The 23,505-nt window shown below is 63.1% G+C and carries 22 protein-coding genes and 1 pseudogene; 10 read left to right on the top strand and 13 right to left on the bottom strand.

Annotation, left to right across the window (positions count from 1 at the left end):
- Positions 1 to 679: 679 nt before the first annotated feature.
- Complete coding sequence (locus tag ABD654_RS06470; protein ID WP_344703436.1) at positions 680 to 853, top strand: hypothetical protein; 174 nt, start codon at positions 680 to 682, stop codon at positions 851 to 853.
- On the opposite strand, the gene ABD654_RS06465 is transcribed toward ABD654_RS06470, so the two are convergent.
- On the bottom strand, positions 843 to 1,835 hold the full coding sequence (locus ABD654_RS06465) for an IS30 family transposase (RefSeq protein ID WP_344703434.1): 993 nt from the start codon (positions 1,833 to 1,835) through the stop codon (positions 843 to 845). The genes ABD654_RS06470 and ABD654_RS06465 overlap by 11 nt on opposite strands.
- A gap of 95 nt (positions 1,836 to 1,930) precedes the next feature.
- Here ABD654_RS06465 and ABD654_RS06460 point away from each other — a divergent pair, with 95 nt between their 5' ends.
- Positions 1,931 to 3,520 carry a methyl-accepting chemotaxis protein gene (locus ABD654_RS06460; protein WP_344703438.1) on the top strand — a complete coding sequence of 530 codons (1,590 nt, stop codon included), beginning with the start codon at positions 1,931 to 1,933 and terminating at the stop codon, positions 3,518 to 3,520.
- Between the two features lie 150 nt (positions 3,521 to 3,670).
- A complete protein-coding gene (locus tag ABD654_RS06455; RefSeq protein WP_344703432.1) occupies positions 3,671 to 3,964 on the top strand; it encodes a sll1863 family stress response protein in 294 nt (97 codons plus the stop codon).
- On the opposite strand, the gene ABD654_RS06450 is transcribed toward ABD654_RS06455, so the two are convergent.
- On the bottom strand, positions 3,957 to 4,577 hold the full coding sequence (locus tag ABD654_RS06450) for a GNAT family N-acetyltransferase (protein WP_344703430.1): 621 nt from the start codon (positions 4,575 to 4,577) through the stop codon (positions 3,957 to 3,959). The genes ABD654_RS06455 and ABD654_RS06450 overlap by 8 nt on opposite strands.
- A 216-nt stretch (positions 4,578 to 4,793) precedes the next feature.
- The gene (locus ABD654_RS06445; RefSeq protein WP_344703428.1) at positions 4,794 to 5,660 is read right to left on the bottom strand and encodes a YicC/YloC family endoribonuclease; all 867 of its coding nucleotides are present in this window, start codon (positions 5,658 to 5,660) and stop codon (positions 4,794 to 4,796) included.
- 134 nt (positions 5,661 to 5,794) lie between these two features.
- Between ABD654_RS06445 and rph the strand changes: the two genes are divergently transcribed.
- The gene (rph, locus tag ABD654_RS06440; protein WP_344703425.1) at positions 5,795 to 6,544 is read left to right on the top strand and encodes a ribonuclease PH; all 750 of its coding nucleotides are present in this window, start codon (positions 5,795 to 5,797) and stop codon (positions 6,542 to 6,544) included.
- A gap of 69 nt (positions 6,545 to 6,613) precedes the next feature.
- Here the strand turns inward: rph and ABD654_RS06435 are convergent, their stop codons facing one another.
- Positions 6,614 to 7,381 carry an exodeoxyribonuclease III gene (locus tag ABD654_RS06435; RefSeq protein WP_344703423.1) on the bottom strand — a complete coding sequence of 256 codons (768 nt, stop codon included), beginning with the start codon at positions 7,379 to 7,381 and terminating at the stop codon, positions 6,614 to 6,616.
- An 85-nt stretch (positions 7,382 to 7,466) separates the two neighbouring features.
- Between ABD654_RS06435 and pyrE the strand changes: the two genes are divergently transcribed.
- Complete coding sequence (gene pyrE, locus ABD654_RS06430; RefSeq protein WP_344703421.1) at positions 7,467 to 8,129, top strand: orotate phosphoribosyltransferase; 663 nt, start codon at positions 7,467 to 7,469, stop codon at positions 8,127 to 8,129.
- A 9-nt stretch (positions 8,130 to 8,138) separates the two neighbouring features.
- On the opposite strand, the gene ABD654_RS06425 is transcribed toward pyrE, so the two are convergent.
- Positions 8,139 to 8,621 (bottom strand): tRNA (cytidine(34)-2'-O)-methyltransferase, encoded by a 483-nt coding sequence (locus tag ABD654_RS06425; protein ID WP_344703419.1) that lies wholly within the window; start codon positions 8,619 to 8,621, stop codon positions 8,139 to 8,141.
- Between the two features lie 117 nt (positions 8,622 to 8,738).
- Between ABD654_RS06425 and rep the strand changes: the two genes are divergently transcribed.
- On the top strand, positions 8,739 to 10,808 hold the full coding sequence (rep, locus tag ABD654_RS06420; RefSeq protein ID WP_344703417.1) for a DNA helicase Rep: 2,070 nt from the start codon (positions 8,739 to 8,741) through the stop codon (positions 10,806 to 10,808).
- A gap of 68 nt (positions 10,809 to 10,876) precedes the next feature.
- On the opposite strand, the gene ABD654_RS06415 is transcribed toward rep, so the two are convergent.
- The 5 genes from ABD654_RS06415 to ABD654_RS06395 form a co-directional block, all read right to left on the bottom strand.
- Positions 10,877 to 11,791, bottom strand: a complete 915-nt coding sequence (locus tag ABD654_RS06415) for a c-type cytochrome (RefSeq protein WP_344703415.1) — start codon at positions 11,789 to 11,791, stop codon at positions 10,877 to 10,879.
- Between the two features lie 145 nt (positions 11,792 to 11,936).
- Entirely contained in the window at positions 11,937 to 12,851 is a 915-nt protein-coding gene (locus ABD654_RS06410; RefSeq protein ID WP_344703413.1) for a metal ABC transporter permease, read from the bottom strand.
- A gap of 48 nt (positions 12,852 to 12,899) precedes the next feature.
- On the bottom strand, positions 12,900 to 14,018 hold the full coding sequence (locus tag ABD654_RS06405; RefSeq protein ID WP_344703411.1) for a metal ABC transporter permease: 1,119 nt from the start codon (positions 14,016 to 14,018) through the stop codon (positions 12,900 to 12,902).
- Positions 14,019 to 14,021: 3 nt separating this feature from the next.
- On the bottom strand, positions 14,022 to 14,792 hold the full coding sequence (locus tag ABD654_RS06400; protein ID WP_344703409.1) for a metal ABC transporter ATP-binding protein: 771 nt from the start codon (positions 14,790 to 14,792) through the stop codon (positions 14,022 to 14,024).
- A 41-nt stretch (positions 14,793 to 14,833) separates the two neighbouring features.
- Positions 14,834 to 15,811, bottom strand: coding sequence for a metal ABC transporter solute-binding protein, Zn/Mn family (locus tag ABD654_RS06395; RefSeq protein WP_344703407.1), 978 nt, complete (start codon positions 15,809 to 15,811; stop codon positions 14,834 to 14,836).
- Between the two features lie 288 nt (positions 15,812 to 16,099).
- Here ABD654_RS06395 and mntR point away from each other — a divergent pair, with 288 nt between their 5' ends.
- Positions 16,100 to 16,588: a manganese-binding transcriptional regulator MntR gene (gene mntR / locus ABD654_RS06390; protein WP_344703405.1), complete on the top strand. Its 489-nt coding sequence runs from the start codon at positions 16,100 to 16,102 to the stop codon at positions 16,586 to 16,588.
- Positions 16,589 to 16,597: 9 nt separating this feature from the next.
- Here mntR and ABD654_RS06385 read toward each other — a convergent pair whose 3' ends face one another.
- The gene (locus tag ABD654_RS06385) at positions 16,598 to 18,730 is read right to left on the bottom strand and encodes a heavy metal translocating P-type ATPase (protein WP_344703403.1); all 2,133 of its coding nucleotides are present in this window, start codon (positions 18,728 to 18,730) and stop codon (positions 16,598 to 16,600) included.
- Positions 18,731 to 18,850: 120 nt separating this feature from the next.
- Here ABD654_RS06385 and ABD654_RS06380 point away from each other — a divergent pair, with 120 nt between their 5' ends.
- Entirely contained in the window at positions 18,851 to 19,312 is a 462-nt protein-coding gene (locus ABD654_RS06380) for a MerR family transcriptional regulator (protein WP_425552732.1), read from the top strand.
- Positions 19,313 to 19,325: 13 nt separating this feature from the next.
- On the opposite strand, the gene nhaD is transcribed toward ABD654_RS06380, so the two are convergent.
- Together nhaD and ABD654_RS06370 are read right to left on the bottom strand one after the other, a co-directional pair.
- Positions 19,326 to 20,789, bottom strand: coding sequence for a sodium:proton antiporter NhaD (nhaD, locus tag ABD654_RS06375; RefSeq protein WP_344703399.1), 1,464 nt, complete (start codon positions 20,787 to 20,789; stop codon positions 19,326 to 19,328).
- Positions 20,790 to 20,895: 106 nt separating this feature from the next.
- A complete protein-coding gene (locus ABD654_RS06370; RefSeq protein ID WP_344703397.1) occupies positions 20,896 to 21,867 on the bottom strand; it encodes a magnesium transporter CorA family protein in 972 nt (323 codons plus the stop codon).
- A 113-nt stretch (positions 21,868 to 21,980) separates the two neighbouring features.
- Between ABD654_RS06370 and ABD654_RS06365 the strand changes: the two genes are divergently transcribed.
- Positions 21,981 to 22,733 carry an SDR family oxidoreductase gene (locus tag ABD654_RS06365; protein ID WP_344703395.1) on the top strand — a complete coding sequence of 251 codons (753 nt, stop codon included), beginning with the start codon at positions 21,981 to 21,983 and terminating at the stop codon, positions 22,731 to 22,733.
- A 389-nt stretch (positions 22,734 to 23,122) separates the two neighbouring features.
- A pseudogene (locus ABD654_RS06360) lies at positions 23,123 to 23,364 on the top strand (IS1595 family transposase); the annotation flags it as partial.
- Between the last annotated feature and the right edge of the window lie 141 nt (positions 23,365 to 23,505).

Here is a 23,505-nt window from a genome sequence, read left to right as displayed (position 1 = left end):
CGGCGACGAGCTACCGGCTCCCCGGGGCTTCAGGATGCCCAGTCAGCGTTCCGGTGAATAAGCCGGGATCAAGGCCACATTGACTGCGCGTACGGCCCGTGACGCTTTGTCGCTGAGCGATCGTTTGCTTTTGCTGACGCACTGGTCAACAGTGCACCGCTGCGTCTTTTTACCGCTGAGCCTTTTTACCGCTGGGATGCTATAGCGTTTCTACAAGGGACGACGTTTTACACAGCGAACGTTTCAACGCACCGAGAAATTGTGCTGCATAGACGGCTGCCATGCGGTATCGTCACGCCCCCACTCGGCGAGACGGCGCCAGCAGTAAAAACGTTAGCACGCAAGCGCTTGTGCAAAAGTATTGGTAAAAAGACCCGTCGGCAAAGACATACATGAGACATAAATATTAAAGAAACATCGCATGCGCGATTTCCATCCTGCGCTATTCGCCCAGCTCTTGCACGCGACTCTCTTGTATCTATTTTTATTGCATCCAGCGCTATTTCACACAGCTCTATTGCATTCAAAAGCATGTTTATAAAAGGTTTTTTTTGTATCATAAACGCCCGGCTTCCAGCCCGCTCCATGCCCGTGATACTTTCCGGCAAAGCCGTAATCCGTGCTTCCCACGAGCCATTACCACCTCTTGGCAAGTCTTGTTCCACACAAGGACAACACAATGCGCGATAACGGACCGACCACACAGCGAGAATACCTTCTCGGTGACCACGACGTACTCATCTCCAAAACCGACAAACAAAGCTATATCCAATACGCTAATCAACCTTTTATTGAGGTAAGCGGATTTAGCTACGAAGAATTGACCGGCTCTCCGCCTGAATTCAACCAATAAGCGCAGCACCTGCGGTATTCAGTGCTCCGGAGTATTCCCCCAGAAACACCTGTGCCGGTGTTCGATAGCCGAGTCGTTTTCGAGGGCGGTCATTTAGCTTTCTCACCACCCTGCGTAGCTCGGCATCAGTGACTTGGCGGAAGCTGGTTCCCTTGGGAAAATACTGCCGAATTAAGCCGTTGGTATTTTCATTGGTTCCGCGCTGTCCCGAGCAGTAGGCGTCGCAAAAGTAGGTTCGCGCTGCTACGGCTCTCGCCACGGTCTGGTGCTCCGAAAACTCCGATCCATTATCCAGCGTGATGGTTTTCACCGCCCCTCGACGAGGCTTCAGCAGGCGGATCATGGCCGTTTTCGTCAACGCCGCTGTAATGCTGGGTAGCCGTGCCGCCAGCAGATAACCGCTGCGTCGCTCAACCAGCGTGACGATGCCTGATTGCTTATGCCCCTGCAGTACCGTGTCACCCTCCCAGTGGCCGATGTAGCGCCGCTTCTCAACCTCGGCCGGGCGATGCTCGATACCCACGCGATCAGGTATCTTGCCAAGCCCTGCGCTTTTGGCGTGTGCACGGTGCTTGCTGCGTCTCCTGGGCTGCCGGAGATGCTGCCAAAGCGTGCCGCCGCGGGCCTTGTCATCCCAGACCAGGGAATAGATCCACTGATGGCTGACGCCTACGCCGGCCAACGGTGCCATGAACCCGCTGATCTGCTCTGGGCTCCACTCCTCACGCAGTCGATCCGCCACCGCAGCGATCAAGCTGGGCAAGCGCTTCGTCCATTTCCGGGCGGTACGTCGTCGGTGATCACTACAAGCCTGAGCCCGTTCGGGATCATAGCCACTGGCCGTCGCGTTGCGGCGCAACTCACGGCTAATCGTGCTGCTGTGGAGCCCCAACTCCCTGGCGATCTGTCGCTGGCTTCTACCCAAGTCATAACGGGCGTAAATCTGGTATCGTTGCGTCTGGGTCAGCTGTTGGTATCCCATGCTCTGCTTCACTTTGGTCGGTAAAGCAGGAAGGGTACCGGCGCTGGCCCTCCTACCTCTACCGTGCTGGCCAAAGTGCTGCAGTTATTCTATGAATTCAGGCGCACAACATTGTCCGCCATCCGGACATGCCACAAGCCGTTTTCAAGGATATGTGGAACGATCTCCAGGCGGGTTACTACTGGTCCGGGCTGATCAAAAATCGCCGGAAAGACGGCGACCACTACTGGGTGCGCGCAAACGTCGTGCCCATCCGCGAAGGCACAGAAGTGACCGGCTTTTGCTCTATTCGCGTCAAGCCAAGCCGCCAGGAGGTCGCCCACGCCGAAAAGGTCTACGCCGACATTCGCGAGCAAAGAGGGCATTACCGGGTTCGACACGGCGTCGCATACCGCCGCATGTCACCGCGGCTTTTGCTTCCCGCCACCCTCCAGCATCCGCGGGCCCAGGCAGCGCTTTCAGGCATTGTCGGAGGCGGGCTGTTTGGCGGTTTGGGCATCGCCGCCGGCGTCACGCTTACCCAGCTGGCGCCTGCCAGCAGTGCCGCCACCGCTTTTTTTACCGCCGGTATAATAGGCGGGGTTATCGCCGGCGTCCGCCAGGGCCGCGCTCATCTGCGCAGGTACCGATTCATTCACGATATCAACGATCTGGCGCTGCAGCTGGCAGCCGGAAACCTGGCCGCGGATATTCCGCATACCGGCCACAAGGCAATAGACAGCGCGCTTCGCACCATGGATTTTATGCGCCGCTCCCTTGAGGGCTTGATCGGCGACTTGAACGCCAGAATAGACATCGTCGCGCCCGCCGTGGCCAGCCTTTCCCGCGGCAACGATGCCATGGCGGCCCGCCTGGAGCAGCAAGCCTCTGCCGTCCAGCAAACGGCGGCCAGCACCGAAGAAATTTCCTCTACGGTCGCGCAAAGCGCCCACAACGCCTCCCAGGCCAGCGCCGCCTCCATGGGCAACGTCAGCGCGGTGGATCAAAGCGGCAAGGTCATGGGCGAGCTCGCCGAAACGATGGGCGAGATCACACAGCACGCAGAAAACATGTCGGGTATCGTAAGCACCATCGATTCCATCGCCTTTCAAACCAACATCCTGGCGCTGAACGCCTCGGTAGAGGCCGCCCGGGCCGGCGAGCATGGCCGCGGCTTTGCCGTGGTCGCCTCAGAAGTACGAAAACTGGCCAGCCAGTCCGCCGAAGCGGCCAGGCAAGTACAGGAACTCATTGACCAGGCACGCCAGAGCATTCACAGCGGAAAAACGCAGGCAAACGATGCCACCGACGCCATGGAGACGATTCGCCAGGCCAGCCATAAGGTCAACGACCTTATGGAAGAAATTACCGCCGCCACGCACGAACAAAGCGAAGGCATCGGCCAGATCAGCAAGGCCATCAACGATATCGACACCAGCACACAGTCCAGCGTCGACAGCATGTCGACCTATAACGACGCCACCAACAAGCTTGCCGCCCAGGTTCGCGCGCTATCCTACAGCGCCATGGCGTTTTTGAACGAACAGGAACGGCGCAAGACAACCCAGACACTGCTGGATACCGCCAAAACCGACGCGGCCACCTCCCGGCCTGCTTTGTCCGAGGCCGGGCAACCTCGTCGGCTCAAAAGCCCTTCTGAGCATCAGCCGGCGCGGCACGCCTCCGAACAATGGACAGAGTTTTAACCCTTACCCGGAAAACACCATAGCGCCGCGGTGCCGGCCGGCACCGCGGCGCTATCCGGCAGGCCGCTTGCCTTGCCACGCCGAAGGCAAGGTGTCATGGTTAAATCGCCATCGCAAAAATGATGCAACCCACCCCAAAGGAGAGCGCTCATGAGCCAACGCGACGCCTACGAACAGAAACTGCGCGCCAAGCTGGACGAATGGCAGGCCGAAATCGATCGGCTGCGCGCCCGTGCCCGCAGCGCCGAGGCCGACGCTCAGCTCAAAAAAGAGCAGGAAGAAGAAGCCGACCGTCTGGAGCAGCAGCGCGAGGAGATGCGCCAGAAGCTGGACAGGCTGCGCGACGCCAGCGACGACGCCTGGGACGACATCAAGGACGGCGCCGAGCGCGCCTGGAGCTCGGTCAGCGACGCTTTCAACAAAGCCCGCTCGCGGTTCAAATAGCCGGCTCTCGGCGTCTTTGCAACATAAACCAGTGCTCTGTCCCCACCACTGGCCGCCTGGCGACGACGCTAAACCCGAAGCGCTCGTACAGCCGCACGTTGGCGGCCAGGTCGGTTTCCAGATAGCCGGTAAGCCCGCGCTTGCCCAGCTCATCGCATAAACGCTCAAACAGCGCGCTGCCGATGCCTTGGCCCTGCCGCTCCGGGGCCACCGCCAGCGGTCCCAGATGGCCGTGGCGAGGCATTTGAGCATCGCGCTGCTTCCAGACTCGCGTCCAGCAGTAGACGCGCCACAGGCTGCGCGGGCCGGTGGCGGCCAAAAGGGCCGGCAGGGCGCGCAGCTTATCCGCCAGTGCCGGCTGGCAGCGGCCGGGCAGCGATAAACCGGCCACCCCTGCCAGCTCATCGCCGATAAAGGCGCCAAACGCCAGGCCGCTTTGTACCTGACGCCGCATAAAGGGGGCGAACATGGCGGCAAGCGCGCGCCGGCGGCGCTCAGGGTATTCACCAAACACCTGAACGTGGGTGGGGTTGTCGCGCATACCGCGGCCCAAAAGCTCGGCGGCGGCCGCTACATCCGCCGCATGAAGGCAGCGTAGGTCAAAAACCGTCATCAACGTTCTCTCTTACATCGCCACGGCATAGCACGTACTGTGGCCGCCGCCGAGCCGCCGCTGTAGGCAGCGCTTTTCCAGCAGACCAGTCAAATCGCGGGTTGCCGTGGCTTGGCTCACTTTCGCCAGCGCCCTGTACCGACGCGCATTGACGGCAATGGCCGAGCGGCGCTGTCACAGGGAAACCGTTTGCTGCTCGCACAGCAAGGCACCCGCTCACTCAACGTTTTGCACCTGCTCGCGCATCTGCTCGATGAGCACCTTGAGCTCGACGGCACTGCGGGTGGTGGCGGCGACCAGCGATTTGGACGACAAAGTATTGGCTTCGCGGTTGAGTTCTTGCATCAAAAAGTCCAGCCGGCGGCCCTTGGGGCCGGGCTCGCCCAGCCGGCGGCGGACTTCTTCGACGTGGGCATCGAGGCGGTCGAGCTCTTCGGCAACGTCGCTTTTTTGCGCGACAAGCACAAGCTCCGCTTCCAGCCGCTGGGGGTCAAGCTCGGTGCGGGCCTCACTCAGCCGTTCGAGCAGCCGATCGCGCTGGGCTTTTTGCACCTGCGGCATCAGCGCGCGCACGGCGGCGACTTCGCGGCTCACGCCGTCGAGCCGCTGGGTGATCATGGCTGCAAGCTTCTCGCCTTCCCGGGCGCGGGCGTCTTCCAGCTCGTCCAGCGCCCGGGTAAACAGCGCGCGGGCCGCAGCACAGATCGCCTCGCGGTCGCGATGGCCGCTATCCAGCACGCCGGGCTGGTTCAACAAATCAAGCGCGGTGGGGGCGGCGGTGCCGGGCACTTCGCGCTGCACGATCTCAAGTGCCGCGGCCAGCTCGGCCAGGTAGTCGGTGTTGACCGCCGGGGCCTGGCCTGTGTCGGCTGCGTCCAGCTTGAACGTGCATTCCACCTTGCCCCGGGCAAAGCGCTTGCGCAGCGCGTCGCGCAGGTGCGGCTCCAGCCCGCGCAGGGCCTCGGGCAGGCGAAAGGTCGGCTCCAGATAGCGCTGGTTGACCGAGCGCACCTCAAGGGTCAGCGTGGCGAAGGCGGCGGCGTGCTCAACCCGGGTAAAGGCGGTCATGCTGTGTACGCTCATGGCGGCTCTCCTTGTATAACAACCATGGCCGCCAGTTTAGCCGATATCCCGCCACGGCCGTCATGTACAATGCCCGGCGCGTTTTTCTCTTCTTTTATCCCACATTTCCCACATCCGTCACGAGGTAGCCCACCATGAGCAAGGTGCCCCATCCTGAAGTCATTCGCCCCAGCGACCGTGCGCCCGACGAGCTCCGCACCGTGCGCCTGACGCGAAACTACACCCGCCACGCCGAGGGCTCGGTGCTGGTGGAGTTTGGCGACACCAAGGTGCTGTGCAACGCAAGCGTGGAAGCCGGCGTGCCGCGCTGGCTGCGGGGCAAGCGCCAGGGCTGGGTCACCGCCGAATACGGCATGCTGCCGCGCGCGACCCACACCCGGGGCGGGCGCGAGGCCACCCGGGGCAAACAGGGCGGGCGCACGCTGGAAATTCAGCGGCTGATCGGGCGCAGCCTGCGCGCGGCGGTGGATCTGAAAAAGCTCGGCGAATTCACCATCACCGTGGACTGCGACGTCATCCAGGCCGACGGCGGCACCCGCACCGCAGCGATTACCGGCGGCTGCGTGACGCTGGTGGATGCGCTGCGCTACCTGCAGCGGGAGAAAAAGATCAAGGCCGACCCGCTCAAGCAGCTGGTCAGCTCGGTCTCGGTGGGGCTTTACAAGGGCGTGCCGGTGGTGGATCTGGACTACCCCGAAGACAGCAGCGCCGATACCGACGCCAACGTGGTGATGACCGCCGACGGCGAGCTGATCGAGGTGCAGGGCACGGCAGAAGCCGGCGCGTTCAGCCGCACCCAGCTCAACGCCATGCTGGATCTGGCCGAGCAGGCCGGCCAGCAGCTTGACCGCTACCAGCGCGAGGTGCTGGAAATGCGCGTCTAGTTCGGCTCAATCTGTCCACAGGCGGTGGAGAAAACCGCCTGTGGATAACGTACCCAGGAGAGGAAGGCGCTACAGGTCGAGATCGTACTCGACGATCAGCGGGGCAAACTCAGAGAAGGTGGCGTCGTAGTCGATCCAAGCGTCCACCACGTGGCGGCGGAAGTTGGGGCCCACCATCTGGTAGTCCAGCCGCCAGCCTTCCTGACGCGCCCGGGGCACTTCCTGGTCGAGCTTGGGCCACCAGGTATACTCGCCGGCGTTGCGGTTAACTTCGCGGAAGGTATCGATAAAGCCCACCGGGCCCAGCACATGATCCATCCAGGCGCGCTCTTCGGGGCGAAAGCCCGGCGCGAGCTGGTTATCGGACCAGTTCGCCAGATCAAGCGTTTTGTGCGCCACATGCCAGGTGCCGCAGATGATATATTCCCGGCGCTTGCGCGCCATTTTGCTCAGGTATTCCTGATACTGTTCCATGAAGTGCTGCTTGGCCCGCTGGTCGCGGCCGTCCGGCATCAAAAACGTGGCAATACTGAAGCGGTCGTAGTCGGCCTGTAAAAAGCGGCCTTCGTTATCGCACTCGGGAAAGCCCAGACCGTACATGATGGCTTTGGGAATCTTGCGACAGTAAAGCGCCACGCCGGAAAAGCCGTCTTCTTCGGCGTCGAGAAAGTAGCCTTCGTAGCCTTCGGGATACAGGATATGATCGCCCAGCTCGAAGCTTTTGACCTGGGTATCCTGCACGCAGACCACATCGGCGTCCTGCTGCGCCAGCCAGTCCAGAAACCCACGCTCGACGGCACCGCGAATACCGTTGACATTGATGCTGGCAATTTTCATAGATCGTCCCTTTTGCGTCGCTGCTGTATGATACCCGACGTTTCCACCTTTGGGTAAATCCCCCGGCAAAAAAGCGAGGACTCCCGTGGCCGCTGCCCTACACCCCTATCAACGCGATTTTATTGCCTTTGCCATCGAGCAGGGCGTACTCAAGTTCGGCGAATTCACGCTGAAGTCCGGCCGCGTTAGTCCGTACTTCTTCAACGCCGGGCTGTTTCAAACCGGCGGGGCCCTGTCGCGTCTGGGGCGCTTTTACGCCCGGGCCATGATGGAAAGCGGCCTTGACGCCGACGTGCTGTTCGGCCCGGCCTACAAGGGCATTCCGCTGGCCGCGGTGACCGCCGCGGCGCTGGCCGACCATCACGGCCGTGATATGCCCTACGCCTTCAACCGCAAGGAGGCCAAGGCCCACGGCGAAGGCGGCAGCATCGTCGGCGCGCCGCTTGAAGGCGATATTTTTATTATCGACGACGTGATTACCGCCGGCACCGCGGTGCGCGAGGTGATGGACATCATCGCCGAGCACGGCGCCCGGGCCGCCGGGGTGATTATTGCGCTGGACCGTCAGGAGCGCGGCCAGGGCGATAAAAGCGCGATTCAGGAAGTCGAGGAAACCTACGGCATGCCGGTGGTGAGCATCGTCACCCTGGACCAGGTGCTTGAGTACCTGGAAGCGCACGCCGGCCCCGAGATGCAGCCCCACGCCCGGGCCATTCGCGACTACCGCGCGCGCTACGGCATCCGCTAGGCTACGACATTATCCAGGCACGGACGGCACCACGGCGCCGGCAAAGCCGTTTTGCCGCCAGGCCTCAAAGCTGACCAGCGCCGCGGCGTTGGACAGATTCAGACTGCGGTTGTTGGGCTGCATGGGAATCAGCAGCCTGTGTTCCTCGGGCAGGCTTTGGTGGGCCTCGGCGGAGAGGCCGCCGGTCTCCGAGCCGAACAGCAGCACGTCCCCCGGGGCGAAGGCGGCGTCGGTATAAAAGCGCGTGCCGCGGGTGGTCAGCGCCCACACGGTGCGCCCCTGCATGACCGCTTGAAAAGCGCTAAAATCCGCGTGCCGAGTGACGTTGGCCGCGTCGCGGTAGTCCAGCCCCGCCCGGCGCAGCTTGCGCTCTTCCAGATCAAACCCCAGCGGCTCGATCAGATGCAGTCGGCAGCCGTTGTTGGCCGCCAGACGCATGATGTTGCCGGTATTGGGCGCCATGCGCGGCTCGAACAGCGCAATCTCAAACATGTGTTTTGCCTCGTTGACCTTTCGCCTCGTTACGCAGCGGCCGATTATCGCAGCCGGCCCGTCGCCCCTGCCAGCATCGCGTGATTTAGCCCGGGCGGCCTCGCCCAAGGAGCCAGCATGAACCCCAGCATTGCCCAGCGCCTGCGCGGCCTCAACCCCAGCCAGCAGCAGGCCGTACGCGCCATCGACGGCCCCTGCCTGGTGCTCGCCGGGGCCGGCTCGGGCAAGACCAGCGTGATCACCACCAAGATCGCCTATCTGGTCAAGGAGTGCGGCATGAGCGCGCGCAAGATCGCCGCGGTGACCTTTACCAACAAGGCCGCCCGGGAGATGAAAGAGCGCGTGGGCAGCATGCTCAAGGGCCGCGAAGGCCACGGGCTGACGGTGTCGACCTTTCACACCCTGGGGCTGAATATCATCCGCGGCGAGCTCAAGGCGCTGGGCTACAAGCCGGGGTTTTCGCTGTTCGATCCCGAAGACGCCAAGGCGCTTTTGCGCGACCTGATGGACAAGGACGCCCAGGTCGACGCCGATCAGATCAACGCCGTGCAGTCGATGATTTCCAACTGGAAAAACGACCTGGTGCTGCCCGGCGAAGCGCTGTCCCACGCCGCCGACGACGACGCCCACTACGCCGCTCGGGTGTACGAGGCCTACGTGCGCCACCTGCGCGCCTACAACGCCGTGGACTTTGACGATCTGATCCTGCTGCCGGTGGTGCTCTTGCGCGACGACCCCGAGGCGCTGGCCCGCTGGCGGCGCAAAATCCACTACATGCTGGTGGATGAATACCAGGACACCAACGTCAGCCAGTACCTGCTGGTCAAGCTATTGATGGGCGAGCGCGAAACCTTCACCGTGGTGGGCGACGACGACCAGTCGATCTACGCCTGGCGCGGCGCGCGGCCGGAAAACCTGGTCACCCTGGGCGAAGATTTCTCGCGGCTCAAGGTGGTCAAGCTGGAGCAGAACTACCGCTCCACCGGCACCATTTTGCGCGCGGCCAACGCGCTGATTGCCCACAACCCCCACGTTTACGACAAGACCCTGTGGTCCCAGATGGGCGACGGCGCGCCGATTCGCGTGGTGGTCAACCGCCACGAAGAGGCCGAGGCCGAGCGGGTGGCCAGCGAGATTCTCACCCGGCGCATCAAGGAGCGTGCCGAGTGGCGCGACTTCGCCGTGCTCTATCGCGGCAACTTTCAGGCAAGGCTTTTAGAGCTCAAGCTGCAGCACTATCAGATCCCCTACAAGATGTCCGGCGGCACCTCGTTTTTCTCCCGGGGCGAGGTGAAAGACGCCATGGCCTACCTGCGCCTTTTAATCAACCCCGGCGACGACAACGCTTTTCTGCGCATCGTCAACGTACCCCGCCGGGAGATCGGCCCGTCTACGCTTGAGAAGCTCGCCAACTATGCGACGGATCGCGAGGTCTCGCTGTTCGCCGCCTGCCACGAAATGGGCCTTGAGCAAACCCTGCCCGAGCGCGCGGTGGAAAGGCTTGCGCGCTTTACCCGCTTTATCGACGCCACCCGCCGGCGCATGGATGAAGGCGACGCCATCGCCGCCATTCGCCAGATGATGACGGAGATGGACTACGAGGCCTGGCTGTACCAGAACGCCAGCGCGCCCACCGTGGCCGAGCGGCGCATGGCCAACGTGTGGACGCTGATCGACCAGCTGGAAAAGTCGCTTGACCGCTCGCCGGAAGACGATGACGCCGAGAGCACCGACGCCACGGCCACGCAAACCGACAGCGTGGAAGACGCGATTTCCCGGCTGGTGCTGCGCGATATTCTCGAACAGCAGGCCGAAGAGGACGACTCGGACCGGGTGCAGCTTCTCACCATGCACGCCTCCAAGGGGCTGGAATTTCCCCACGTGTATCTCATGGGGCTGGAAGAAGACCTTTTGCCCCACCGCAACGCCGTGGAAAACGGCACCGTGGAAGAAGAGCGCCGGCTGGCCTACGTGGGCATCACCCGCGCACGGCGCACGCTCACGCTCACCTTGGCCCGCCAGCGCAAGACCTACGGCGAGCTTTCCGACTGCACGCCGAGCCGCTTTCTCGACGAGCTGCCGGCGGAAGACCTCGACTGGGAAGGCCGGCCGGACAAGGAAGACCCGGAGAAAAAGCAGGCACGGGGGCAAAGCGCGATTGCCGGGCTGCGTTCGCTGCTGGGCTGAAACGCGCGGGCACAAAAAACCCCGCAAAGCCGGCGGCTCTGCGGGGTGGCGTACGCTACGCGTAACGCTTACTGCGACTCGGCAACCATATAGTCAACGGAGGCTTTGACCTCGTTGTCGGAAAGGCTCGGCTGGCCGCCCTTGGCAGGCATGGCGTTGAAGCCGTTGATGGAATGGTCATACAGGGTGTCTTTACCCTTGGCAATGCGCGGCGCCCACTGCTCGGCGTTGCCGGAGATCGGCGCGCCGGCGGCACCCGTGGCGTGGCAGGCCATGCAGGCCCGGTTGAAGATGGCCTCGCCGTCGATGCTCGCCCAGGCAGGCTCACCGCCGCCGGCCGCATCTTCGGCCTGAGCGTCACCGCCGGATTCTTCGCTGCCGGCGTCATCCGCCGCGGCGGTGTTTTCAGCGTTAGCGCTGTCTGCGGCGCTGTCTTTTTGTGCTGCGGCCATATCGGCCTCGCTGTCAGCCGCGTCGTCTTCTGCCGGGGCGCCTTGCGCTTCGGCCACGTCCATCACCGGCTTGACCATATAGGTCACAGCGGCGTGCATGTCCTCATCGCTTAGGCTCGGGTTGCCGCCCTTGGCCGGCATGCCCTTGAAGCCGTTAATGGCGTGATCCAGCAGGGTATCAAAGCCCTTGTCGACGCGCGCGGCCCAGTCGCCTTCGTTACCGCGTACCGGGGCGCCGGCGGCCCCGGTGTCGTGGCAGGCCGAACAGACGTTGGCATAGATGCCCTCGCCGTCCGGCGCAGCGTCGCTGCCACCGCCGCTGGCCTTGGCGCTGGGTGCCGGCGCGGCAGCGCCGCCGCAGTCCTCGCTTGCCAGACAGACATCGCCCACCGGTGCGATGCGCTCGGCAATGGCGTCTTTATCCATGGCCGCCTGGGCACCGGCAACGCATGCCAGCACACCCAGGGTCGCCAGGCCGCTTTTGATCAGTTTGCAATCCACTCTCACCACCTCGTTCGTATTATCGTCCATAACCTGCGCACAGCGGCGCCGCTGGGCAAACGGTGCAGGCCAGGTTGGGAGAACCCGATTGCTGCAGCCAAGAGCCATGACGCCCGAGCGAACCTACCGTGAGAGTATACCGGCAACGCCAAGCTCGGGAAAATCCCGGGTGGCGCTATGCCACGGATGTCGGCGGCAGCCGGCGGGACCGGCGGCGGCGAACGCGCTGGCTGATGAGGCCATAGCGCGGCCCGGCGATAAACGCCAGCAGCAAAAAACCGCCGGTCATCACCGCCATCATGCCGCCGATGGACACGTCCCAGTACACGGCAAGGAAGTAGCCGCTCACGCTTGCCGCGGTGGAAATCAGCGAACCCAGCACCAGCATCAGCCACAAACGGTCGGTAAGCAGATAGGCCGCCGCCGGCGGCACGATGGCAAAGGCGATAAACAGCACCGCCCCCACGGCGTCAAAGGCCGCCACGGCGGTGGAGCTGGTCAGCATCAACAGCGCATAGAACAAAACGCCCGGGGCAAAGCCCAGCGCCCGGGCCAGCGCCGGGTCAAAGGTGGCAAGCTTGAGCTCTTTGAAAAAAGCGCCGACAAATATCAGATTCAGCGTAAGCATAACGGCCATGGACACCACCGCCTGGGGCACGTCGTGGCCCAGCACGCTGACGGTGTCCAGCCAGACAAAGCCGATTTCTCCCAGCAGCACCGTATGGGTATCGATATGCACATCGCTTGCATACACGTTAAGCAGCAGCACGCCAACAGAGAACAGCGCCGGAAATACCAGCCCGATGGCGGCGTCTTGTTTCATGCGCTGCGAGCTTGCCAAAAGCTCGGTGAGAAACACCGTTAAAAGCCCGGTCAACGCCGCGCCGATGAGCTGCACCGGGCCGCTTTGCTGGTGGGTCAAAAGCCACACCGCCACGATGCCAAACACAATCGAGTGGCTGATGGCGTCCGACAGCATGCTGTTGCCGCGCAGCACCAGAAAAGTGCCCACCAGCGACGACGCGGTGCCCACCATCGCGCCTACCAGCATGATCTGTAGCGCGGCGTTGTGAAAAAAAGCTTCGAGCATTGTCGCCTCTATCGCGTGGAGTCAGGTCACAAAACCGGCCGGCAGCGCTTACGCTGCGTTAAACGTTGCGCTAACCCGCTGGGCCACGCGCACGCCTGCAGGCGTTAGCCGCCATTGCCGCGGCGCACGGCCCGGGGCCCGGCGGCTCAAGGTCAAAAGCCCCCGGCGGCGCAAACGATACAGCGCCAGGGCCGTAAAGGCGCTGCGGCTGAACCCGGGGCCGGGGTCGTTTTCCTCCTGCTCCAGCCGCGTTTGGTAGAGCACATAGAGGATCTGGCGGGTGTGCAGCGTCCAGCGCTGGCGCACCAGCCGCAGCGACTCCCAGAGAAGCCCGCGCCCGGGGGCGACGGCAAGCGACACCAGAACAATCGCGGTCGCGCTGAGAATAATCAGCGGCCCGGTGGCAAGCCCCCGGCCCAGCGTGCTCAGCGTGGCCCCGGCAATGCCGCTGACCACGCCTGCACCGGCGGCCATCACCACCATGCCGCCCAGATGCCGGCTCCACTGGCGGGCCGCCACGGCCGGGGCCACGATCATCGCCGCCATCAATACCACGCCGACCATCTGCAGCCCCACCACCACGGCCAGGGTAATCATGGCCGTCAGCATGATATCGATCGCGGTGACCGGCATGCCCAGGGTGCGGGCAAATTCCGGGTCAAACGTCACCAGCTTGGCCTGTTTCCACAGCGCCGAGAGCATAGCCAGTGCGACCAGGGTAATGCCGCCCATAAACCACACGTCCGAGCGCAGCGTGGCCGCCGCCTGGCCGAAGAGAAAGGCGTCCAGCCCGCCCTGGGAGGCGTTGTTCATGCCCTGGATATAGGTCAACAGCACCACGCCGACGGCGAAAAACAGGCTCAGGCAAGCGCCCAGCGCGGCGTCGGTCTTGAGCCGGCTCATGCGCGTCAGCGCCAGCATCAAAAGCGCGGCCAGCCCGCCGGTGATCATCGCCCCGACGATGATGCTGCCCATGTGGCGGCTGCCGGCCACGATAAACCCCAGGCACACGCCGGGCAGCGAAGCGTGCGAGATGGCATCGCCCAGCAGGCTTTGGCCGCGCAGCACGGCAAAGCTGCCCAGGGTACCGCTGATAATGCCCAGCAGTGCCGCGCCCATGACCACGTTTTGAAAAGTGTAATCTCCCAGAAGCGTTAGCCAGGCCATGGGTTATTTCGCTCCTTGCGCCGCGACATCGCCGACGAAGCGATGGCTGTCGTCGAGCAGCGCAATCTGGCCGCCGTAGGCGCGTCTGAGGTTGTCGCCGGTAAACACCGCCTCGGCAGGGCCTGCGGCCACCACCTGGACGTTGAGCAGCAAAAGCCAGTCAAAGTAGCGGGTCACCGTCTGCAGGTCGTGATGCACCACAATCAGCGTTTTGCCGGCGTCGCGCAGCCGGCGCAGAATGTCGATGATGGCCCGCTCGGTGGTGGCGTCCACCCCGGCCATGGGTTCGTCAAGAAAGTAGATGTCGGCCTGCTGCACCAGCGCCCGGGCGAGAAACACCCGCTGCTGCTGGCCGCCGGAAAGCTGGCTGATCTGGCGGCCGGCGAAGTCCTGCATGCCCACCATGTCCAGCGCGTCCAGCGCCTCGGCGCGTTCGCGCCGCCCGGGGCGTTTGATCCAGCCCAGCCGGCCGTAAAGCCCCATCATCACCACGTCGAGCACGGTGGTGGGAAAATCCCAGTCCACGCTGGAGCGCTGGGGCACATAGCCGATGCGCTTGCGCTGGGTTTTGTACGGCTGGCCGTGAAAGCGCACGCTGCCGGACAGCGGCACCACCAGCCCCAGAAGGCTTTTGATAAAGGTGCTCTTGCCCGCCCCGTTGGGCCCGACAATGCCGGCCATGACGCCGGCGGGAATGTCCACGTTGACGTCCCACAGCACCGGCGTGTTGTGATAGCTGACGGTTAAATGCTTGGCCGTAACGGCGGTGTTCATACTCGTTATCCCGTGCTCGTTATTCCGTGCTCTGCGGCGGCTTATGCCTCATCCACGCCCCACTGCTTGGCCCAGGCGCCAAGCGCCTCGGGCAGCGGCGCTACTTCGCCGCCCAGCGCCTTCACAATCGCCCGGGTGTTGGCGTACAGCATGCCGATGTAGGTGCCGTCGGCGGTGCCGGCCTCGCCCATGGCATCGGAGTACAGCTGGCCGCCGATTTCCACCGTATGGCCGCGCTTTTCGGCCGCGTCGATCACCGCCTGCACGGTGCGCGGATTGATGGTGCTTTCGATAAAGACCGCCGGCACTTCGCGCTCGATCACCACGTCGGCCATGCGCCGGATATCGGCAATGCCGGTTTCGGTTTCGGTGCTGATGCCCTGAATGCCTTTCACCTCGATACCGTAGGCGCGGCCGAAGTAGTTAAACGCGTCGTGGGCGGTGACCAGAATGCGCTGCTCTTCGGGAATCGAGGCAATGCCTTGCCCTACCCACTCGTGCAGCGCGTCGAGCTGCGCTGTGTAGGCCTCGGCGTTGGCGTGAATCGCATCGGCACACTCGGGGCGGGCCTTGAGGAAGGTATCGACAACGGTGTCCACGGTCTGCGCCCACAGCGAAACGTCCATCCACAGGTGCGGGTCGATGCCGTAAACGTCCTGGGCGGTCAAAAGCTCGGCGGGTTCGATAGAGGCCGGCGACACCGCCACGGTGGTTTTCTGACGCGAGAAGTTTTCCAACACCTTGCCCAGCTGGCCTTCCAGGGAATAGCCCGAATACAGAATCTGATCGGCGTCGCGCAGGGTTTTCACATCGCTGGCGCTGGCCTGATACAGATGCGGGTCCACCCCCGGGCCCATCATCGGATTGACGTTGACGCACTCGCCGCCTACTTCGCCGGCCACATCGGCAATCATGCCGACGGTAGTCACCACGTTAAGCGGCGCCTTTTGAGACTCGGCATGGGCCAGCGGTGCGGCAAGGGACAGCGCCAGCAGGGGGGCGGCGTAACGCATCTTCATGGGCAATTTCTCCTGAAAACGGGAATCCTGGAACCGGGAGTGAAGCGGGGATGGCAATGCCGAACGTGGGCCGGCACCGCCGGCGTGTTAGCCCCCAGACACAAAGTAAGCCTTGGCTAAGTTTAGAGGCGCGATCGCCCAAATACAAGACGCAGACGGACCACACCGGGCGGATGAAACGGGCCAGGGAAGGCGGGGCGGCGGCTTACGGCCGGGCGGCAAAATACGCTAAGATGGCGCCATCAGGTTTTTTCTTCTTTACTGCCAGCCGATACGTCTGATGCCTTCATGAGTCATGACCACAGCCCCCAAAGGGCACCCGCTAAAAGCGCAAGCGTAGATGCCCTGCCGCCGGTCGAGCAGCACGCGCGCCAGTACGCCACGGTGCGCCAGGCCCACGAAACCGAGCTGATCGAGGACTACGTGGAGCTGATCGGTGATTTGCTGACCCATCGCGGCGAAGCCCGGGCGGCGGACATCGCCGCGCGCATGGGGGTCAGCCAGGCCACGGTGTCGAAGATGATCCGCCGGCTCAACGAGCTGGAGCTGGTCACCAGCCGCCCGTATCGCTCGCTGTTTCTCACCGAGGCGGGTACGGCCATGGCGGCCCGCTCGCGAAAGCGCCACGATATCGTGCTGCACTTTCTGCGCGCGCTGGGGGTCGGCGACGACGCCGCGCGCATTGACGCCGAGGGCATGGAACATCACGTCAGCGACGAAACCCTCGGCATCATGCAGCGCTTTATGGCCGCCGCGCCCCGTCAGGGTAGCGACTAGCCGGCCACGTCAGTAGCGGTGGCGCAAAAGGCGCATGGCGTTGAGCGTGACCAGCACGGTAGCACCGGTATCGGCCATCACCGCAATCCACAGTCCGGTAATGCCCAGCGCGGTGGTCACCAGAAACACGGCTTTCAGCCCCAGCGCCAGCGCCACGTTGGTCTTGACGTTGACAAGGGTCGCCCGGGACAGCCCGATCAGCTCGGCGATGCCGGTCACGCGGTTTTTAAGCAGCGCGGCGTCGGCCGTTTCCAGCGCCACGTCCGTGCCGCTGCCCATGGCAATGCCCACATCAGCAGAAGCCAGCGCCGGGGCATCGTTAATGCCGTCGCCCACCTTGCCCGCCGGGCCTTCACCGTCACGCTGCCATTCGGCCACGCGCGCGGCCTTGTCCTCGGGCATCAGCCCGCCGTACGCCTCGATGCCCAGCAGCTTGCCAATGGCGGCGGCGCTTCTGGGGTTGTCGCCGCTTAGCATCACCGCGCGCACGCCCAGCCGGGCAAGCGCGGCAAGCCCGTCCCGGGCGTCTTCCCGGGGCTCGTCGCGCAGGGCAATGGCGCCTACGGCCACGTCACCTTTTACCAGCACAGCGACGGTTTTGCCGCTTTCTTCCAGGGCATGCATCTGCGCCTTTGCCGCCTCGTCAAGTACAGCAATGCGGCCGGCATAGGCCGGGCTGGCAAGCGTCAGGTCATCACCGGCTACCTGCCCGGCGACCCCGATGCCGGCCAGCGCCCGGCCGTTTTCCACTCGCGGCAGATCAAGGCCGCGCTCGCCGGCACGCGCCACAATGGCCGCGGCAATGGGGTGGCCGGATTCGCGCTCAAGCGCTGCGGCCCGGCGCAGCACATCGTCTTCGTCAGCGCTTTGCCAGGCCAGCACATCGGTCACCTCGGGGATACCCGCGGTCAGCGTGCCGGTCTTGTCCAGCGCTACCACCTTGAGTTTGCCCAGCGACTCAAGCACCGCGCCACCCTTGATCAAAAGCCCGTGCCGGGCGCCGCTGGAAAGCCCGGCGGCAATCGCCGCCGGGGTGGAAATCACCAGCGCACAGGGGCAGGCGATGAGCAGCAGCGCCAGCGCCCGATAGACCGATTCCGACCAGGCCATGCCCACCGCTAACGGCGGCAGCACGGCAAGGGCGACGGCCAGCGCTACCACCGCCGGCATGTACCAGCGGGCAAAGCGGTCGATAAACCGCGCCACCGGGGCCTTGGCGGCCTGGGCGTCTTCCACCAGGCGAATAATCCGCGCGATGGTGTTGTCTTCGGCCCGGCGGGTAACCGCCACGGTCAGCGCGCCGTCGCGGTTAACGGTGCCGGCCAGCACCTCGTCGTCTACGCTTTTATAGCGCGGCTCGGCCTCACCGTTGACCGGTGATTCGTCCAGGTGCGAGCCGCCCTCCACAATGCGCCCGTCGCAGGGGATGCGGTCGCCCGGGCGAATCAGCACCCGCTCGCCGGGCACCAGGCTGTCCGCGGCGACCTCCACCGGCTCGTCGCCGTCAAGCCGGCGCGCGGTGCGCGGCGTCAGCGCCGACAGCGCCGAAATGCTCCGCCGCGCCTGGGTGGAAGCCACGCCTTCCAACAGCTCGCCGACGGCAAACAGCACCACCACCACGGCGGATTCCGCCGCCGCGCCGATGATCAGCGCCCCGGCGGCGGCCACGGTCATCAGCGATTCAATGGTGAACACCTCACCGACCCGCAGCGCCTGCCATGCCGAGGTCACAATGGGGTAAAGCCCCACCAGCGTGGCCACCACAAACGGCGCGTCGCCAAGCCCCGGCCAGAGCAGATGCAAAACGCCGGCCAGCGCCAGCAGCGCGCCGCTGACCAGCACCAGCTGGCCCTTGGGCGTTTGCCACCAGGCCTTTTCCGCCGCAGCACTGCTTTCAGGCGATGGCGGCTCATTAGTCTTGAGCTCGTAGCCCAGCCCGCGCAGCGCCTGCCCGATGGCGGCCTCGTCGGGGGGCGTACCGGCGTCGAAAGACACCAAAAGCGTGCCCGCCGCGGCGTTGGCCTCGGCACCGGTCACGCCGGTTACCCGCGTGGCCGCCGCGACCGCCTTGCGTTCGCAGCCGCCGCAGTCCATGCCGCTTACGCGATAGCGCCGCGTCGTATCACCGGCTGATAGGGTCATCGTCATCCTCCTGGCCGTTATGTCTTGCCATTGCCTATTTTGCGCCCAACATAGAACCTAAAGCCACTATAGCTTCAATAGCCGTGAACGCGACAAACGCACAAAACACCGGAGATGACCATGCCGCACTCAGACAAACAGACGTTCGCCATCGGCACGCTGGCACGCCGCGCCGGCTGCCAGGTACAAACCGTGCGCTACTACGAACAGATCGGCCTTTTGCCCGAGCCCGCACGCAACGCCGGCAATCAGCGCCGCTACGACGGCGCCACGCTGCGCCGGCTGACGTTTATCCGCCACGCCCGGGATTTTGGCTTTTCGGTGGAGGCGGTGCGCGAGCTGCTGGGCATGGCCGACCACCCGAACATGCCCTGCGATCACGCCGACGCCATTGCCAAGCGCCATTTGGAAGAAGTGGAAGCGCGCATTGAGCGGCTTTCCGCCCTGCGCGACGAGCTGAAGCGCATGGTCGCCCAGTGCGCCGGCGGGCGGGTGGAGGAGTGTCGCATCGTGGAGGTGCTGAGCGACCACGACCAGTGCCTGTATACGGCCGCCCACGGCGGCCAGCAGGCGATTCGCTAACCCCGCCAGGCCCTTAAAAAAGCCCGGCGTTAACCCACATATGCACGCCCACGCTTGCCGCGTAGCCGAGCAAAATGGCGGGCATCCAGCGCAGGTGGACGGCAAAGGTATAGATGCCCCGGGCCTGGCCCATCAGCGCCACGCCGGCCGCCGAGCCCATGGCCAACAGGCTGCCGCCCACGCCGGCGGTCAGCGTAATCAGCAGCCAGTTGCCTTCGGCCATGTCCGGGGCCATGGAGAGCACGGCAAACATCACCGGAATGTTGTCCACCACCGCGGAAATCATCCCCAGAATCACGTTGGCCAGCACCGGGTTGCCGCCGCCGTAGAGCGTCTCGGACAAAAGGCTCAAGTAGCCCAGAAACCCAAGTCCGCCCACCGACATCACCACGCCGTAGAAAAACAGCAGGGTATCCCACTCCGAGCGCGCGATACGGCTGAAGATATCAAACGGCACCACGCTGCCCAGCTGCTCGAGCTTGCGCCAGTCGCCCCGGCGGGAGTAGCGCTCGCGCTTGCGCTCAAGCGAGCGCGGCAGGCTGCGGCGCAGGTAGTAGCCGAAAAACTGCAAAAGCCCCAGGCCGAACATCATGCCCATGGCCGGCGGCAGGTTAAGCACCGAGTGGCACAGCACCGAAATCGCCACGGTAAACAGAAAAAGCGCAACGATGCGCCGCGCACCGCGCTTGAGCCATACAGTTTCGGTCAGCGAGGCGGGCTTTTGGTTTTTGATAAAGAAGTTCATGATCAGCGCCGGCACCAGAAAATTGACGATGGCCGGCAGCAGCAGGGCAAAAAAGCCGCCGAACGGGATCTGACCTGCCTGCCACACCATCAGCGTGGTGATATCGCCAAAGGGGCTGAACGCGCCGCCGGCGTTGGCCGCCACCACCACGTTCACGCAGCACAGGCTGATGAACTTGTTGTCGCCTTCGGCGACTTTCAGCACCACCGCGCACATCAGCATGGCCGTGGTCATGTTGTTGGCCACGGCAGAAATCCAAAACGCCAGAATGCCGGTAATCCAGAAAAGCGCGCGGTAGCTGAAGCCCTTGTACACCAGCCAGGCGCGCAGCTTGTCGAACACCCGGCGCTCTTCCATGGCGTTGATGTAGGTCATCGCCACCAGCAGAAACAGCAAAAGCTCGGTGTATTCCAGCAGGGTTTCCTTGAACGCGGTTTCGGCCACGTCCGGCAGCCCCGCGCGCATGTACATCCACGCCACCAGCGCCCAGATCAGCCCCGCCGCCACCAGCACCGGCTTGGACTTGCGCATGTGCAAAATTTCCTCGCCCATCACCAGCGCATAGGCGAGGAAAAAAATCGCCACCGAGGCGATACCGGCCACCGATAACGTCAGATCAATGGGCCCGGCCTCGGCAAAGGCCAAACCGGGAAAAGTCAGTAAACAGGCAGCAAAAAGCAGCCGGCGAACCCGCAGTGAGCGGGGCCGGAAGGCGGGAGCGGTTGGGAGCATGGCACAGACCTGGGGCAAAAGAGGGCAAGAGGAGCGGCACGGGAATAATAATAAGCGCCCTAAGTAACGCCTGCAATCGTGCCGGGAAAAATACCCCTCGCCCGGCCTATAGCCAGCGCTTGCGCCGAAAAAGCCAGATCAACCCCAGCGCGATCGCCGCCATGCAGCCAAGCAGGACAAAATAGCCGTAGCGATAGCCAAGCTCGGGCATAACGGCAAAGTTCATTCCGTACAGCCCGGCCAGAAAGCTCAGCGGCACAAAAATCGCGGTGATCACCGTCAGCACCTGCATGGTGCGGTTGAGCCGGTGCGACGACAGCGACATATAGCCGTCGATTAAATCCCCGCAGATGTCGTAGTACATGCTGGTCAGGCTGTAGAGGCGCTCGAAGCGTTCGTGCACGTCGGTAATCGCATGCTCGGTGTCTTCGTTGCTGTGCGGCAAATGATCACATTCGGCGGTCAAAAGCGACCGGGTGATCGACTGGTGATAGTTGAACAGCCGGCGCATTTTCAAAAGCCGCGAGCGATAGCCGATGACCTGTTTCATCAGGGTATCGGTGCCGTTTTCCACCAGGGTGTCTTCAAGCTCGCTGAGCCGCGCCTCAAACTCGGTCAGGCTTTCCTGATAAAACCCGGCCGATAGATACATAAGGCGCAGCGCTACGTGCCCGGGCGATTTTTTCAGCAGCGCGCCGCCGTTCTGCCCCAGCATACGGTCGATGCTCATGGCCCGGCCGGGATGCAGGCTGATCAGATAGCGCTCGCCGATAAAAAAGGGAATCTGCTGGGGGTGGTAGTCAAGATCCGGATCGAAAGCGGCAAGCCCGCGGTAAATGATCAGCGTATGAGTTTCGAACGCCTCGATCTTGGGCGGATGGCGATTGTCCTTCTGGGCGTCGATAATCGCCAGCGGATGGCAGCCGAACGCCTCCAGAAGCGCCCGCTCCCGAGCGCTCGACTCGCCCTGAACGTCGATCCAGATACGGCTTTCCGGCTCGGCGTGAAAGCGCTCGATCAGTTCACTGCCGCCGGTATGCAGCGCCCCGGCGGCGGTAAGTAACAGCGTGCGAATCATGAATGTGTCTCGCTACAGATGCACAGGCCGGTGAGTGTACACGCCGACACTTGAAAAACCTCGCTGTCGTCGACAACAAGGAAGGTGTATTCAACCAGCCGCGGAGGCCAAGCATGAACACCCAACAGCACGACGCCATTCAAGACAAGGTCATCGTTATTACCGGGGCAAGCAGCGGCCTGGGCGCTGAAACGGCGCGGCACCTGGCGCATCGCGGGGCCAGGCTGGTGCTGGCGGCGCGCCGCCAGGAGCGCCTTGATGAACTGGCCGAAGAGCTCAAGGGGCTCGGCGCCGAGACCACGGTTAAAGCCACGGACGTGACCCATCGCGGCCAGGTAGAGGCGCTGGTCAAGCACGCCACCGACACCTTCGGCCGTCTCGACGTGATGATCAACAACGCCGGGCTGATGCCCCTTTCGCCGCTGGCCGAAGGCCGCATCGACGAATGGGAGCAGATGATCGACGTCAACGTAAAAGGCGTCATGTACGGCATCCACGCGGCCCTGCCGGTGATGAACCAGCAGCAGAGCGGGCATTTTATCAACCTCTCTTCGGTGGCCGGCCATGTGGTGTTCCCGGGCAGCGCTGTCTACAGCGCCTCGAAGTTCGCCGTCTGGGCGCTCGCCGAAGGCCTGCGCAAGGAGGCCGGCCCCAACATCCGCAGCACCATTCTGTCGCCGGGCGCGGTACAGAGCGAGCTGCCCCAGAGCGTGGGCCACGCAGAGACCGCCCAGCAGGTCAACGACCTCTACGAAATGGCGATACCCGCAGACAGCGTGGCGAGGGCCATCGTCTACGCCATTGAGCAGCCGGCAGACGTGGACATCAACGAGATTGTTCTGCGGCCTACCGCCCAAGAGCTGTAAACGCCGGGTCGTTCAACGCGCGGCGGCGCCTGTGGGATGGTAAAAAAGTTGGTAACAAATCACTCTTGGAAGCCTCATTTTTCGGCAAAGAATATTCATGCTAAAAAATAAAGATGGTAACTAAAACCAACGCACCTCTTCCAGAACTCAGTTTCCATACTAATAAAGTTGGTAACTTTTTATTATTTCATCACGTAATTTCCAGCTCTGAACAATGTCACCTTATATTCCGTATATGAAGGGAATCTGAAATTTCTTTTACAATCAGTAGACTATATCACTGGTAGGGTTAAGTGCTGGAAAACTCTACCTGATTACTCATGTTAATCAACCACCATCCCGTCAGTCCCTCCTATACTGATGTTATGCCCAGTACAGGAGGTGGCGTTATGGCACGCAATTCTATCCAGTTCCAACCCGACCTGTCGTGCCAGCATTTCTCAAGCAGTAGGACGCGGAAGCGCAGTGCCAAGCAGATCTCTTATCGCTAACCCATGGGGATCACTCCGACTGTGGCAACAACACTGGCTGCCGGCTGTCGCGGGGGCTCTACCAGTGCCATCGCTGCTATCATCAAACCTCGCTGACCGCCGGTACCATCTCCCATGCCACGCATCTGTCGTTGACCACCTAGTTTCTGGCCATCGTGGGCAGATCGCGATAAAGATCAGCTCAGTTAGGCTGGCCCCGGCACTGCCAATAATCAACGCCAGTACCATTCCTGTAAGTGCCTGATCCAAAATATTCGTGCATAATGGGTGCCCAAATTTCT

This window comes from Halomonas cibimaris (genome assembly GCF_039537045.1).
GTDB classification, from domain to species: Bacteria; Pseudomonadota; Gammaproteobacteria; order Pseudomonadales; family Halomonadaceae; genus Vreelandella; species Vreelandella cibimaris.
The sequence above is the reverse complement of the archived record's forward strand: the minus strand, read 5'-3'. Positions and strand labels throughout refer to the sequence as shown.

Bases quoted from the DNA above. Each gene is read 5' to 3' on its own strand.
- ABD654_RS06400 (WP_344703409.1), bottom strand. From the start codon at position 14,792: ATGAACACCGCCGTTACGGCCAAGCATTTAACCGTCAGCTATCACAAC.
- ABD654_RS06365 (WP_344703395.1), top strand. From the start codon at position 21,981: ATGAACACCCAACAGCACGACGCCATTCAAGACAAGGTCATCGTTATT.
- ABD654_RS06465 (WP_344703434.1), bottom strand. From the start codon at position 1,835: ATGGGATACCAACAGCTGACCCAGACGCAACGATACCAGATTTACGCC.
- ABD654_RS06435 (WP_344703423.1), bottom strand. From the start codon at position 7,381: ATGAAAATTGCCAGCATCAATGTCAACGGTATTCGCGGTGCCGTCGAG.
- ABD654_RS06410 (WP_344703413.1), bottom strand. From the start codon at position 12,851: ATGCTCGAAGCTTTTTTTCACAACGCCGCGCTACAGATCATGCTGGTA.
- ABD654_RS06425 (WP_344703419.1), bottom strand. From the start codon at position 8,621: ATGTTTGAGATTGCGCTGTTCGAGCCGCGCATGGCGCCCAATACCGGC.
- ABD654_RS06370 (WP_344703397.1), bottom strand. From the start codon at position 21,867: ATGATTCGCACGCTGTTACTTACCGCCGCCGGGGCGCTGCATACCGGC.
- ABD654_RS06395 (WP_344703407.1), bottom strand. From the start codon at position 15,811: ATGAAGATGCGTTACGCCGCCCCCCTGCTGGCGCTGTCCCTTGCCGCA.
- rep (WP_344703417.1), top strand. From the start codon at position 8,739: ATGAACCCCAGCATTGCCCAGCGCCTGCGCGGCCTCAACCCCAGCCAG.
- ABD654_RS06405 (WP_344703411.1), bottom strand. From the start codon at position 14,018: ATGGCCTGGCTAACGCTTCTGGGAGATTACACTTTTCAAAACGTGGTC.
- ABD654_RS06380 (WP_425552732.1), top strand. From the start codon at position 18,851: ATGCCGCACTCAGACAAACAGACGTTCGCCATCGGCACGCTGGCACGC.
- ABD654_RS06450 (WP_344703430.1), bottom strand. From the start codon at position 4,577: ATGACGGTTTTTGACCTACGCTGCCTTCATGCGGCGGATGTAGCGGCC.
- ABD654_RS06455 (WP_344703432.1), top strand. From the start codon at position 3,671: ATGAGCCAACGCGACGCCTACGAACAGAAACTGCGCGCCAAGCTGGAC.
- mntR (WP_344703405.1), top strand. From the start codon at position 16,100: ATGAGTCATGACCACAGCCCCCAAAGGGCACCCGCTAAAAGCGCAAGC.
- ABD654_RS06470 (WP_344703436.1), top strand. From the start codon at position 680: ATGCGCGATAACGGACCGACCACACAGCGAGAATACCTTCTCGGTGAC.
- ABD654_RS06415 (WP_344703415.1), bottom strand. From the start codon at position 11,791: ATGGACGATAATACGAACGAGGTGGTGAGAGTGGATTGCAAACTGATC.
- rph (WP_344703425.1), top strand. From the start codon at position 5,795: ATGAGCAAGGTGCCCCATCCTGAAGTCATTCGCCCCAGCGACCGTGCG.
- nhaD (WP_344703399.1), bottom strand. From the start codon at position 20,789: ATGCTCCCAACCGCTCCCGCCTTCCGGCCCCGCTCACTGCGGGTTCGC.
- ABD654_RS06445 (WP_344703428.1), bottom strand. From the start codon at position 5,660: ATGAGCGTACACAGCATGACCGCCTTTACCCGGGTTGAGCACGCCGCC.
- ABD654_RS06385 (WP_344703403.1), bottom strand. From the start codon at position 18,730: ATGACCCTATCAGCCGGTGATACGACGCGGCGCTATCGCGTAAGCGGC.